At 62.9% G+C, this 13,247-nt stretch carries 10 protein-coding genes; 6 read left to right on the top strand and 4 right to left on the bottom strand.

All coding sequences use genetic code 11. The features are described 5' to 3' along the window. Nucleotides 1-4: 4 nt before the first annotated feature. On the top strand, nucleotides 5-490 hold the full coding sequence (locus tag J2X76_RS17265) for an MgtC/SapB family protein (protein WP_310218418.1): 486 nt from the start codon (nucleotides 5-7) through the stop codon (nucleotides 488-490). A 27-nt stretch (nucleotides 491-517) separates the two neighbouring features. Here the strand turns inward: J2X76_RS17265 and J2X76_RS17260 are convergent, their stop codons facing one another. The 3 genes from J2X76_RS17260 to J2X76_RS17250 form a co-directional block, all read right to left on the bottom strand. Next, a complete protein-coding gene (locus J2X76_RS17260; protein ID WP_310218415.1) occupies nucleotides 518-3,439 on the bottom strand; it encodes a PAS domain-containing protein in 2,922 nt (973 codons plus the stop codon). A 174-nt stretch (nucleotides 3,440-3,613) separates the two neighbouring features. Beyond that, on the bottom strand, nucleotides 3,614-5,794 hold the full coding sequence (locus J2X76_RS17255) for an EAL domain-containing protein (protein ID WP_113127101.1): 2,181 nt from the start codon (nucleotides 5,792-5,794) through the stop codon (nucleotides 3,614-3,616). A gap of 218 nt (nucleotides 5,795-6,012) precedes the next feature. Next, nucleotides 6,013-7,554 carry a UbiD family decarboxylase gene (locus J2X76_RS17250; RefSeq protein WP_310218412.1) on the bottom strand — a complete coding sequence of 514 codons (1,542 nt, stop codon included), beginning with the start codon at nucleotides 7,552-7,554 and terminating at the stop codon, nucleotides 6,013-6,015. 159 nt (nucleotides 7,555-7,713) lie between these two features. Here J2X76_RS17250 and J2X76_RS17245 point away from each other — a divergent pair, with 159 nt between their 5' ends. From J2X76_RS17245 to J2X76_RS17225, 5 genes are all read left to right on the top strand, one after another. Continuing rightward, nucleotides 7,714-8,694 (top strand): tripartite tricarboxylate transporter substrate binding protein, encoded by a 981-nt coding sequence (locus J2X76_RS17245; RefSeq protein WP_113127103.1) that lies wholly within the window; start codon nucleotides 7,714-7,716, stop codon nucleotides 8,692-8,694. Between the two features lie 264 nt (nucleotides 8,695-8,958). After that, nucleotides 8,959-10,476 carry a PAS domain-containing sensor histidine kinase gene (locus J2X76_RS17240; RefSeq protein ID WP_113127104.1) on the top strand — a complete coding sequence of 506 codons (1,518 nt, stop codon included), beginning with the start codon at nucleotides 8,959-8,961 and terminating at the stop codon, nucleotides 10,474-10,476. Continuing rightward, nucleotides 10,463-11,083 (top strand): response regulator FixJ, encoded by a 621-nt coding sequence (gene fixJ, locus J2X76_RS17235; protein WP_113127105.1) that lies wholly within the window; start codon nucleotides 10,463-10,465, stop codon nucleotides 11,081-11,083. The genes J2X76_RS17240 and fixJ overlap by 14 nt, the downstream gene beginning before the upstream one ends. A 117-nt stretch (nucleotides 11,084-11,200) precedes the next feature. After that, nucleotides 11,201-11,551 (top strand): transcriptional regulator, encoded by a 351-nt coding sequence (locus tag J2X76_RS17230; RefSeq protein ID WP_162732170.1) that lies wholly within the window; start codon nucleotides 11,201-11,203, stop codon nucleotides 11,549-11,551. A gap of 129 nt (nucleotides 11,552-11,680) precedes the next feature. Then, nucleotides 11,681-12,331: a helix-turn-helix domain-containing protein gene (locus J2X76_RS17225; RefSeq protein WP_113127107.1), complete on the top strand. Its 651-nt coding sequence runs from the start codon at nucleotides 11,681-11,683 to the stop codon at nucleotides 12,329-12,331. A 176-nt stretch (nucleotides 12,332-12,507) separates the two neighbouring features. Here J2X76_RS17225 and J2X76_RS17220 read toward each other — a convergent pair whose 3' ends face one another. Further along, entirely contained in the window at nucleotides 12,508-13,245 is a 738-nt protein-coding gene (locus J2X76_RS17220) for a copper homeostasis protein CutC (RefSeq protein WP_310218883.1), read from the bottom strand. Nucleotides 13,246-13,247: the final 2 nt, after the last annotated feature.

Below are 13,247 nucleotides of genomic sequence, written 5' to 3'. Positions count from 1 at the left end.
CGCCATGCTCGACACGCTTGCCAAGGAGTTTTCGCACGAGGCGCCCGTAGCGCTCGAAGTGCTTCTGGTGAGACTGATCGGCGCCGCGCTTCTCTGCGGCCTGATCGGCCTCGAACGCGAGCTCAGCAACAATTCCGCCGGCCTGCGCACCAACATGCTGATCGGCCTTGCGGCTGCCGTTTTCACGCTGGTCGGGCTGCAGGTCATGCATGAATTCGGAAATCAGCCCAATACGGTCCAGTTCGATCCGATCCGCCTCATCGAGGCGGTCACCGCCGGCATCGCATTTCTCGCCGCAGGCGTCGTCTTCCAGATGCGTGGTGATGTGAAAGGCCTGACGACGGGCGCCAGCATGTGGCTGTCCGGCGCGATCGGGCTCTGCGTCGGCCTCGGCATGTGGATCGTGGCGGTGGCGGCGACCGGCGCCGGCCTCCTCATCCTCTGGCTGCTGCGCAAGACCGAAGTGGCGGCCGGCATGAAGGATGAATAACGTCCCGGCGGCGAAGACAAATGCGCCTCAGCCGCCCCGGCGCGGCGTCACCATCGACCGGATGCGGGTCGTCAGCAGTTCGTAGTCGTAAGGCTTGGTGATCAGCGCCGTGTCGCCGAGCCCCTCGGATCCCGGCACGTTGCGGTCGCCGGTCGCGAAGATCACCGGCAGACGCGGCAGCGTTTCCCGCAGTTTCAACGCAAGCTGCAATCCGCTCATTTCCGGCAGATGCACGTCAGTGACAAGGATGTCGATCGCCTGGCCGCCGACCTCCGCAAGCGCCTCGTTCGCCGTCCCGGCCTCGATCACGGTCATGCCGGAATCCTGCAGGAAATCCGCCGTCGAGATGCGGATCAGCGCTTCGTCCTCCACCAGCAGGACGGCGATCGGCAGTTCCGGCGCCGGCCGCGTTTCAGCAGCGGGCTTCGCCGAATGTATCTCGGGAGGACTTTCCGGCAGAGGCTTTGGCTGAGCCTGCCGGTTCTGGTCGATCACCTGACGGATCTTCCGGGCAAGCGCCTCGCGCGTATAGGGCTTGCTCAAGAGGTTGACGCCCGGATCGAGCCGCCCGCCATGGACGATCGAATTTTCGGTATAACCCGAGGTGAACAGCACGCCGAGATGCGGCAGCCGCTCCTTGGCCCGCTTGGCGAGATCGCGGCTTTTCAACCGCCCTGGCATCACCACATCCGTGAACAGACAGTCGATCGGCACGCCGCTTTCGACGATCGCAAGCCCGCTATCGGCGTCCCTCGCCCGCAGGACCCGGTAGCCGAGTTCGGCAAGCAGGCTGACCGTGATCTCCCGAACCGCCTCGTCGTCCTCGACGACGAGGATCGTCTCGTGACCGCCCGATGCGGCGCCGCTGCCATTCTCGGCGACCACGTCTTCGTCTTCCATCGATCGCGGAAGATAGATCCGCACCGTCGTGCCGCTGCCCGGCTCGCTGTAGATGCGGATATGGCCTCCGGACTGCTTCACGAAACCGTAGACCATCGACAGCCCAAGCCCCGTCCCCTTGCCTTCCGGCTTGGTGGTGAAGAACGGATCGAAGACCTTGTCGAGGATATCGGCCGTCATGCCCGCACCCGTGTCGGAAACGGCGAGCATCACATATTGCCCGGCCTCCACATCGAACGTGTGGCGCGCATAGGCGTCGTCGAGATAGGCATTGCCGAGCTCGATCGTCAGCTTGCCCTGCCCGTTCATGGCGTCGCGCGCGTTGATCGCCAGGTTGAGAAGCGCGTTCTCGACATTGGTCGGGTCGACCAGCGTGTTCCACAGCCCGCCGCCGACGATCGTGTCGATCTCGATCGCCTCCCCAAGGCTGCGCCTGAGCAGATGATCCATCTCGCGGATCAGGCGGCTCAGATTGACCACCTTCGGCGAAAGCGGCTGACGGCGGCCGAAGGCGAGCAGCTGCGAGGCGAGCCGCGCGCCGCGCGAGGCGCCCGCAAGCGCGCTGTTGAGCCGCTTTTCAGCGGTCTCATTGCCAGCGAATTCCCGGCTGAGAAGCTGGAGATTGCCGGTGATCACCTGCAGGAGATTGTTGAAGTCGTGGGCGATGCCGCCGGCGAGATTGCCGATCGCCTCCATCTTCTGGCTCTGGCGAAGCACTTCCTGCGTCCGCTCGAGCTCGATCGTTCTTTCCTCGACGCGGTGGCCGAGGGTTTCGGCGAGGTTGGAAAGCTCCGATTCGGTCTTCTTCTGCTCGTCGATATCGGTATTGGTGGCGACCCAGAGGGTGATCTCCCCCTCGGCATTCTTGATCGGCACCGCGCGGGTAATGAACCAACGATAGACGCCGTCGTGACGGCGCAGGCGGATCTCCGTCTCCAGGCGCCCTCCGGCACGCAGCGCCTCGCCCCAGGCCGCCGCGATGCGCGGCGAATCCTCCGGATGCAGCATGTCGGAGCGACGCTCCCTGTCGAAATAGAAGGATTCCAGGCCGCTATAGGTGAAGATCTGGTCGTTGCACCATTGCATCCGCCCGTCCGGGGTCGCCGTCCAGACATGCGTCGGCAACGACTGCGCGAGCGTGCGGAAACGGTCCTCGTTTTCGCGGGCCGCCTCCTGTGCGCGGCGAAGCTCCGTGACGTCCTGTCCCTGGACGAAAATGCCGGTCACCAAGCCGTCCTGATCACGGATCGGCTGATAGACGAAATCGAGAAAGCGCTCTTCCGGCTGAACGCTGTCCGACGGCTGGAGGATGACGCGCGCGCCGTAGGCGCTATAGGGCGTGCCGGTCCGGTACACCTCGTCCAGCAGTTCGTAAAACCCCTGGCCGTCGAGATCCGGCAGAGCCTCGCGCACCGTCTTGCCGATCATGTCCTCGCGGCCGACGATCGCGCGATAGGACCTGTTGACGATCGAGAAAACATGCTCGGGACCGCGCAGTACCGCCATGAAACCGGGTGCCTGCTCGAACAGCATGCGCAGATATTCCCGCTCTTCGCCCAGCGCGACATTCTGGCCCTGGACCGCATCGGCCCGGCGCATCAGGTCGGTATGGACCTTCAGGTCGCCCGCGGAGCGACTGCGCAGAAGATGGAGTTCGGTCACGTCCACCGTGTGCTGCAGGATGAAAGTGAGCCGACCGGCCTCGTCCTTGATCGGCGTGTGGGTGGCGCTCCAGTAGCGTTCCTCCAGCTCTCCATCGGGACCCGGGATCGGATAGGGGATCAGCGGCAGGTGGTCCACCTGCCCGGTGGACAGTACCTTGGCGAAGGATTGGCGCAGCAGCCGGCCGGGCTGAGAGCTCGGATCGCTCGGAAACGCGTCGAATATGGCGCGGCCGACAAGCTCCTCGCGGCTGCGCCCCGTCACCCCCAGATAAGCGTCGTTCATCCCGACAAGCCGCAATTCCCGGTCGAGGATGACATAGGGATTGGGCGAGAGATTGAACAACTGATTCAGATCGATTGCGGAGAGCTCCGTCAGTCTGAACATGCGCCGTCCCTGATGCCAATGCACCGTCAGGTTATAGAGTTTCCGCGATTATTGACAATTGAAATCAAGACGGTTCGGGAAATGTCCCACGGGATTGTTGCTGCCGTCAAAGCATGTCCGGCCCCGCAATTTCGAGGCCGGTTTCGGCATTGGCCGGCGCGGGGCCGCCCGGAACTACTTGATCCGGATCCGCCGCATTTCCATCGGCTCGAAGAGCCGGGCGACCTCGTCGGCCGGCATCGCCTTGCCGTAGCGATAGCCTTGCCCCGCCTCGCAGCCCATCCTGCGAAGCGCCTCCTCCTGTTCCGCGGTCTCGATGCCTTCCGCAATCGTTTTCAGCCCGAGTTCCTTGCTGAGCATGATCAGCGCCCGGGTGATGGCGGCATCGCGCGGCTTGGTCAGCAGGTGGCGAACGAAGCCCATGTCGATCTTCAGCGTCGTCAGCGGATAGCGCTGCAGCGAACCGAGCGACGCGTAGCCGGTGCCGAAATCGTCGAAGGCGATGCCGACGCCGAGTTCGCGCAGCGCCTGGATCGATTCGAGCGACTGGTCGTCGTCGTTGAGGGTGACCGTCTCGGTGATTTCGATCTCGAGAAAACTCGGGTCCAGCCGGTAACGCGCGATCAGCTCGGAGACGCCCCGATGCAGATCGCCGCCGCGGACCTGGGCGGGAAACAGGTTGACGCCCATCTTGATCGGCGGATAGCCGGCCGCATTCCAGGCAGCCATCTGCCGGCCCGCCTCATCCAGCACCCAGAAGCCCACGTCGAGCGCGAGCGAACTCTGCTCCAGAGCCGGAAGAAAGGCGGCTGGCGACAGGAGGCCGCGCTCCGGATGTTGCCAGCGGATCAGCGCCTCGACGCCGAACACCTCGCCGGTGTCGAGCGTGACCTGCGGCTGATAATGCAGGACGAGCTCGCGCCGATGCAGCGCCCTCAGCAATTCGTCCCGCAGCGTCCGCCGGGCCACGGTCTCGTTGCGCATCGACAGCTCGAACATGCGCACCACGCGGCCGCCGGCCTGCTTGGCCCGATAAAGCGCGAAATCGGCGCTGGCGATCAGTTCCTCGGCATCCGCACCGTGGTTGGGAGCAAGCGAAAAACCGACGCTCGCACCGATGCGGAACGTGTGACCGGCAACTTCGAACGGCACTTTGAACGCCTCGATGACGGCATTGGCGGTATCCTGCGCGACGAGCGGGTCGCCGGTTCCGGGAATGAGGATCGCAAACTCGTCGCCGCCGAAACGAGCGACGGTGACATTGCGGTCGAGAACCGCCGGTAGCCTGACGCCGATCGCCTGCAGCAGCGAATCGCCGACGCCGTGGCCCAGGCGGTCGTTGACGTCCTTGAAGCCGTCGAGGTCGAAGAGCAGGACGGCCAGCGGCCGGCTGCGGCTGAGCTCCTCGCGCAGAAGGTCTTCGAAACGGTGTCGGTTGCACAGGCCCGTCAGAGTGTCCTGGCTTGCCAACCGCAACAGCCGGACATCACGGTCGCGGCGTTCCGATATGTCCTTGATGATGGCGCCGACGCCGACACCGCGCTGGTCGCGCCAGATCGACAGGGCCATCTCGACCGGGAATTCCGTGCCATCCTTGCGGCAGGCAGAAATCTCGACGGTCTTGCCCTTGAGCTTGGAGCTGCCGCCCGCGGCCACGCGCGCGAGGCCCGCATTGTGCGCGGCCCGGAAACGTTCCGGCACGATCAGGTCGAGCGAACTGCCGACCATCTCCTCCCGGTTAAAGCCGAACATGTCGAGAGCCGCCTGGTTGACGAACTCGACCCGGCCGGTCGGATCGACGGTAATCAGCGAAAGTTCGGTGGCATTCGCAAAGTTGGCAGCCGTCGCCTGAGGTATGCCCTCGCGGCGCAATTCCATGTGCTCCATGACCATGGCGGCAAGACCCGCAAGCGTGCGCCTTTCCCGCTCGGAGAAGTTTTCGCGCACGTGCGTGTCGGCGATGCAGAGCGCCCCGAGCCGAAACCCCTCCGGCGAGATCAGCGGCGCACCGGCATAAAACCGGATGAACGGATCGCCGGTGACGATCGGCAGACTGGAGAACCGTGGGTCGAGCCGGGCGTCGGACACCACGAGAACCTCGTCCGTGCGGATCGTGTGGTCGCAAAAGGATTCCGACCGGCGTGTCTCTTGAATATCGAAGCCCGAACAGGCCTTGAACCACTGCCGATCCTCTTCGATCAGCGTGACGAATGCCATGCGCGTGGAAAACAGCTCCGAAGCAAAACGGCAGATGCGGTCGAAACGGTTTTCAGGCCCGGAACCCGCGATGCGGTAGTCCTGCAACGCGCCGAGCCGTCTGCGCTCTGCACTATCGATGCTATCGGCGTAAGACATCTCTGCTCCAGGAACCGGCGGCGGAACCACACCATAGAAATCCATCAATTAGAGAAAGCATAACGACGCGACCCCAAGAAATGAATGGTATTTGCCGGGGGGCATATTCGTTAGACAGCCCTGAACGGCTTTTTTTCGATTCAAAATGAAAAACCTTCCGGATTCGACATCCGGAAGGCTCTAGCGACAAGGTACAACGTGCCGAAACGGGGCAGGTTTCATTCCGCAAGATAGTAACGGCCGCGCTCGTCGCGTTCCAGGCCCCTGGAGCGGAAGGTATCGAGTTCGCGAACAACGTCGCGGCCGTCGCGGCTGCCGACGGCTGCCATCAGTTCCTCGAAGTGCTTGGCACCGTCCTTCAATGCAGCCTCGAGCGAGGGAAAGCGCTTGCCCGGATAGGTCGGAGCCTGCGGCGTGACGAGTTCCCAGTTCTGGGCGTGCTGCATCGGCCAGGTCAGGTCGTAACCGGCCTTGGCGCCCGAGCGGGCGCCGTGCAGCGACGGATCGAGCGGCGAAAGGCGCACGCCCGTGGCGATCACCAGATCCCGGTCCGCCTGGAAGCGGGTGCCGAACGCCCATTCCATCTGGCTGTCGTCGAAGATGTCGATGTCCGGGTCGACGACAAAGACGTTCTTGACGCCGACCGCCCCGAGAACGGCGTAAAGCGCCGACCGCGCCTCGCCCGGATAGGTCTGGCGGATGGAGAAGCGCATGCTCATCGACCCCCCGGCGGCAACCGGCGCATAAACGGCGACCGGCTGGCGCACCACCTCGCCGAGCGTCTTCCAGACGTTCATCTCCATGCGCAGCGCTTCCAGATTGGACGTATCGGTGTAGTCCATGCGGTTGCCGGAAATCGTGGCTGTCTGGAACAGCGCATCCTTGCGGTGGGTGATCGCGGTGACATGGAAGACCGGGTTGGTCTTCACGACGCCGTAATAGCCGAGATATTCGCCGTAAGGCCCTTCCTTCTCGACATAACCACGTTCGTCGAAATAGCCCTCGATGACCATTTCCGCGTCCGCCGGAACCATGATGTCGCTGGTGACGCACTTGACGACCGGCAGTGGCGCGGCGCGCAGGGAGGAAATCAGCTCCAGCTCGTCGACCGGCTCCTTCATCGTCGCCGAGACCATGTCGATCGGATGGCAGCCGACCACGTAGGCGACGTTCAGCCGCTCGCCACGCCCGGAAGCGGCCATGTACATGACGCGCAGGTCGCTCGGCGCGATCAGGTCGACACCGGCTTCCTGCGGGCCGCGCAGCATCAGCCGGCGCATGCCGCAATTGTAGCGTCCGTCCTTCGGGTCGATCGTATAGTCGATCGTCGCGGAAATGTAGGGCGCGCCGTCGAGCGCGTGCTGCACGTGCACCGGCAGCTTGAGGAGATCGGCGTCCGGGCCGGCCAGCACCACCTGCTGCACGGGGGCTTCGTCCCTGGAAAGCTTGACCAGTTCCGGCTTCAGCGACAGGCGGCGGCGCATCTCGAGCGCCACTTCGCCTGCGGGCACGCCAAAAGCCTTGGCGAGACGGGAACGGCTGCCGACCACGTTGCCGATCAGCTCCTGGCCTTCCGGGCCGGCATTTTTGAACCAGACCGCCTTCGGATTGTTCTGCAGGATCGCCGCGACATCGGCCAGGTCGACCTTCTCGTCGCGGATCTCCAGCTCGTCGGCACTGAGGCCTTCGACGAAATTCTTCAACCGGAAACGGTCGAGATCGAGCGCGGCGGCGGATTGGGTTGGCGTATTGACGGTCATTCTGTCCTCTCCCGAAAACGCGTTTCTGCGTGAGTTGATTTCTATCCAGAACAGTTGATTAAATCAAATATAATTATACAATGTTGTATCAGGTCGTATCGGGGAGGTGCGACCGACCAGCGTCGACTGCAAGACCAGGTCATCCATGGGAGGAAATTTATGCAGACCACCACTCGTCGTTTTGTGCTTGCCGCATCGGTCGCCGTTGCGGCGACCGCGCTTGGTCTTTCGCCCGCTGCGGCCCAGGCGAATTATCCGAACCAGACCATCAGCATGATCTGCGCGTTTCCCGCAGGCAGCGGCGCCGACGTCATCGTCCGTTATTTCGCCGAGAAGATCGCCAAGGTTTCGGGCGCCACCGTCATCGTCGAAAACAAGCCCGGCGCCGGCGGCAACATTGCCGGCCAGTACGTCACGCGCTCCAAGCCGGACGGTTATACGATCTTCTTCCACACCGGCAGCGCGGTTGCCGGCAACATGCATATGTTCAAGACGCCGCCCTTCGACGTGGTGAAGGATCTGCAGGTCGCGGCCACCGTCAACAAGCAGCCGCACATGATCGCGGTTCCGGTGTCGAGCCCGATCAAGACCATGAAGGAACTGACCGAATACCTGAAGAAGCAAGGCTCGAACGCCAGCTACGCCATCAACAACACGTCGGGCAAAGTGCTTGCCGCCATCTACAAGCAGGAAGCCGGCCTCGAAACGGTCGAGGTCGCCTACAAGAGCAGCGCGGATTCGATGAACGACATCATGAGCGGCGCCATGGCCTTTGCCGCCCAGGATCCGGTCTTCTCGCTGTCGCAGCTTCGCGAAGGCCGTTATCGCCTGCTGGCGGTCAGCTCCGCCAAGCGTATTCCGGGTGCCCCCGACGTCCCGACCATGACCGAGGCCGGTTATCCGATGGACCAGGTCGGCTGGTTCGCGATGATGGTCCCCTCGGCGACGCCGAAGGATATCGTCAACAAGATCAACGGCTGGACCAGACAAGTCCTCGCTCAGGAAGACGTGAAGAAGTTCGTGACTGACCAGGGCGGCGACGTGTTCGTTTCGACGCCGGAAGAAGGCCAGGACTACCTGAAGAAGGAAGTCGCGGCCTGGGCAGATTACGTCAAGGTCGCCAATATCCCGCAACAGTGAACGGCCGCCCCCGCAGGTCACTCCGCAGGCAGGAAGCGGCGTCTCGGGCGCCGTTTCAGTCTTGCGGCGGACGCAGGACGGCGCCTCCGTCGCTGACCCGCGAAAACTTTGAGGATCATCTGTTTTTTTGGATGGCGACGGTTCCCGCCATTGGACGTCGCATCCGCCCTCATGCTAGAAACGGTTCAGGGACAGGCTGTCGGGTTTCACATGGACAAAGGGATGGAGTTCTTCCTGCAAACGATCGATCGCGGGTAAAGCAACATGGCGCCCAAGACCATCGCCGAGAAGAAGGATGACTATATTCAGTCTTTCTTGAGCCGCCGGTTTTCGGCCGGGGAAGTCTATTTTATTGCGACCGCCGGCGTGCTGATCGCCTTCGTGCTGCGTTTCTCGCTGCACGGCCTGCTCGACGACAAGGCCCCCTTCACGTTCTTCATTCCGCCGATCCTTGTTGCCGCCCTTATCGGCGGCATGCGCGCCTCGCTGTTTGCGGTGGCCCTTTCGGTTCTGGCCGCCTACATCATCAAGGAATTGACGCCGCGGGGCGCCAATTTTTCGGAAATGGCCGTCATCGCCATCGTCGGCGTGGTCATCGCGCTGGTCGGAGAAATCCTGCATACGGCCCGCAAGGCGATCGGAAAAGCCCAGACCAAGGCCGATTCCCGCGAGGCGCATCTGCGCTCCGTCCTCGACACGGTCCTCGATGCCAGCATCGTCAGCACGAGGGACGGCACGATCGTCTCCTTCAACGCCGCGGCGATCCGCCAGTTCGGCTACAGCGAAGAGGAGGCGATTGGCCAGAACCTGCGCATGCTGATGCCGGAACCCTATCATCGCGAGCATGACGGTTATCTTGAAAGGTATTTGAGGACCGGCGAAAAACGGATCATCGGCATGGACCGCGTGGTCGTCGGCCGCCGCAAGGACGGCTCGACCTTCCCGATGAAGCTCGCGGTCGGCGAGACCCACAGCGGCGGCGAAACCTTCTTCACCGGGTTCGTGCGCGACCTGACCGAACGCGAAGAATCGGCCGCACGCCTTCAGGAGATCCAGGGAGAACTCGCACGCCTTGCCCGTCTCAATGAAATGGGCGAAATGGCATCCACCCTCGCCCACGAATTGAACCAGCCGCTCTCGGCGATCGCCAATTACGTACACGGCTGCGCACGGCTTCTGCGCGACCTCGACGAAACCGTGGCGGTGCGCATGCGCGAAGCGCTGGAAGAAACGGCGAACCAGTCGCTACGGGCAGGACAGATCATCAAGCATCTGCGGGAATTCGTGACCAAGGGCGAAACGGAAAAGGCGCCGGAAAACATCCGCCGCCTTGTCGAGGAAGCCGGCGCCCTGGCGCTGGTCGGTTCGCGCGAAAAAGGGGTCCGTACGGTTTTCGAATTCGCGCAGGGGGCCGAAATGGTCATCGTCGACCGTATTCAGGTCCAGCAGGTGCTGACCAACCTGATGCGCAACGCCATCGAGGCGATGCGCGACTGTCCCCGCCGGGAACTGGTCATCCGCACCCGCCAGGAAGACCAGGACATGATCGAGGTGATCGTCCAGGATACCGGTCCCGGCATTCCGGGAGAGATCGCCGAACAGCTTTTCAAACCGTTCATCACCACCAAGGCCGGCGGTATGGGAATAGGCCTCTCGATCTCCAAGCGCATCGTCGAGGCCCATGGCGGCGAGATGACCGTGACGCGCAATGCGGCCGGCGGCGCGACGTTCCGTTTTACACTCCCGATCGACAAGGAGGAGCTCGAGCATGCAGACGGGTGACTATACGATCCATATCGTCGACGACGAGGAGCCCGTCAGAAAGTCCCTCGCCTTCATGCTGACCATGAACGGTTTTGCCGTGCGCATGCACGAAACCGCCTCGTCCTTCCTGCAGTTCGCCCCGAGCGTCCGCAATGGCGTTCTGGTCACCGATCTCAGAATGCCGGACATGACCGGCGTCGAGCTGATCCGCAAGCTGACGAACAGCCGCGCCGGCATCCCTTCGATCGTCATCACCGGCCATGGCGACGTGCCGATGGCCGTCGAGGCGATGAAGGCAGGCGCTGTCGACTTCATCGAAAAACCCTTCGGCGACACGGTCATCATCGAAGCTATCCAGCGGGCGGCCGAGCTGCTGTCGGACAAGATGATCGACACCGACGACCTGGCCGAGGTTCAGACACGGCTGGAGAGCCTGAGCGAGCGGGAGAGGCAGGTGCTGGCGGCCGTGGTTGCCGGGCTGCCGAACAAATCGATTGCCTACGATCTCGACATAAGCCCCCGCACCGTCGAGGTGCACCGCGCCAACGTCATGGCCAAGATGAAGGCGAAAAGCCTGCCGCAGCTCGTTCGCATGGCAATAGCCGCCGGTTTCGGCCCCAATTGAATACCCCGAGAATTAATTGAGGATTTCTTGATCTATCGCAAAGCGCAGACCCCCGTGCAGGAACTAGATGTCTGATTTGAGCGGCCCAGCAGCTGCCCCACCTGCGCGAGAAGTTTGGTGTTATCACAATCGAGAAACATAGTCGTCATCGCGCCCGACCACGGTCTCAGGCAATCGCTGACATTTGCTCTCGAGGTGGAAGGTTACCGCGTCGAGGCCTATGATTCCTGGTGCAACGGCAATGTCGTCGTCGGCCAGACGCTGTGCATGATCGTCGACGACCAGGTGCTACGCTCCTGTACCAATGCCCGCAAGCATCTGCGCCAATCGGGCCAGGCCGTGATCCTGCTGACCGACGGCATGTCTCCGTCCATCGAAGACGAACTCGGCCCGATCCTCAGCCTCGCCAAGCCGTTCAACGGCGCCGATCTCCTGGGCCTCGTCAGAAGCCTTGCAGTGGCCGCCTGAGCCACTTCGCAGACCGCTCTCCCGCCGACTCCAACCGCCCCCCCTACGTAAATACCCGTAGTGATACAACCGAATTTTGTCCGGAACTGACTTCTGTCATCTTGAGACTACAGCAAGGGAGACGTGAAGATGCAGACCGCAGCCGCTCATGCCACGAAGTTGGAGCTCACCAAGAGCCAGATCGTGATCGCGTCCCAGGCCGCGGGCTTCCTCCGCGCCAATACCGTAACGACCTTCGATGCCGGCGCTGAGATCTATGCCCCCGGCGACAAGGCAGGAACCTTCTATCACGTCGAATTCGGTGCCGTGCGGATTTACCGCCTGCTGTCGGACGGGCGCAGACAGGTCATCGCCTTCCATCTGGCCGGAGAAACCTTCGGCTTCGAGGCCGACGGAACCCATAGTTTCTTCGCCGAAGCCATCGCCGCGACGGGCCTGCGCGCCATCAACCGCGCAGCCAATGACCAGGCCTTGCCGGAACTGCTTTCGCTGGCGCTGCGCGGCATGCTGCGCGCTCACGAACATATCATGATGATCGGCCGTCAAACGGCCGTGGAACGGATCGCCGGCTTCCTGATCGACATGGCGGAACGCCAGGGCGGCCTCGAACATTTCGACATACCCATGACCCGGCTTGATATAGCCGATTATTTAGGCCTGACGATCGAAACGGTGTCGCGCGTTTTCGCAAAGCTCCGTTCGGCCGGCCTTATCAAACTGCGGAGCATTCGTTGCATCGAGATCAAGAAGCACGAAGCGCTGCGCAGCCTCTGCGCATGAGACTGAAATAGCAATTCGCATGGCAGTGAAATGGCAGTGCATGAACGGGCGAGCGGCGGCCGTCCGTGAAATTGAAAGTGCATATCTCCTCGATTTCAATAGTTCTCTCCCTGACTGCTGAGCGGCAGGTCGTCGTCCCCCCGACGGCCTGCCGCAAAGTCGTGTCGAACGGAGGATCAACCGCGCGCTGCGCCGAGCTCATCGAGCAGGCCGCGCATCTTCTGCACGATATCGCTGCTCGTCTCATGAGAAACAGGCGCCTGGAACCCGAAGGCGATGGCACGCTCGTCCATGCTTTCGACCGGCCGGCGGCAGGAGCTGTGGATCTCGTGCACGCCGGTTTCCCGGACCACCCGTTCGACGGTCGATAGATTGATGCCGCCGCCCGGCATGATCGACACCCTGCCGGCTGCCCGCTCCACCAGCGTCGTCAGCATATCGATCCCCTCGGGACCGCTGACTTTCAGGCCGGAGGTCAGGACACGCTCGACGCCGAGCTCGATCGCCTGTTCAAGGGCTTCGAACGGATCCGGCACCAGATCGAAGGCGCGATGCAGCGTGACGCCGAGCCCCTGAGCCCGCGCCATCAGCAGCCCGAGCATCGGCATGTCGAGCCTCATGTCCGCACGGCTCGCGCCGATCACCACTCCGGCAAGGCCTGCAGCACGCACCGCATCGATATCGGCCATCATCGCCGCCTCGTTGTCGGCGTCGTAGACGAAGCTGCCGGCGCGCGGGCGAATGATCACATAGGCCGGGATCGGCGCCCGTGCGGCAAGCGCGATCATGCCGGGCGGCGGCGTCAGCCCGCCGACATCGAGCGCGGCGCAGAGTTCGATGCGGTCCGCGCCACCGGCGATGGCGGCCGCCAGGCCTTCGGGACTATCGACACAGACTTCGAGCAGGATGGACAGAA

Source organism: Neorhizobium sp. 2083 (genome assembly GCF_031455615.1).
In the GTDB taxonomy this organism is placed as follows: Bacteria; Pseudomonadota; Alphaproteobacteria; order Rhizobiales; family Rhizobiaceae; genus Neorhizobium.
This window is presented reverse-complemented; position numbering and strand designations above follow the sequence as displayed.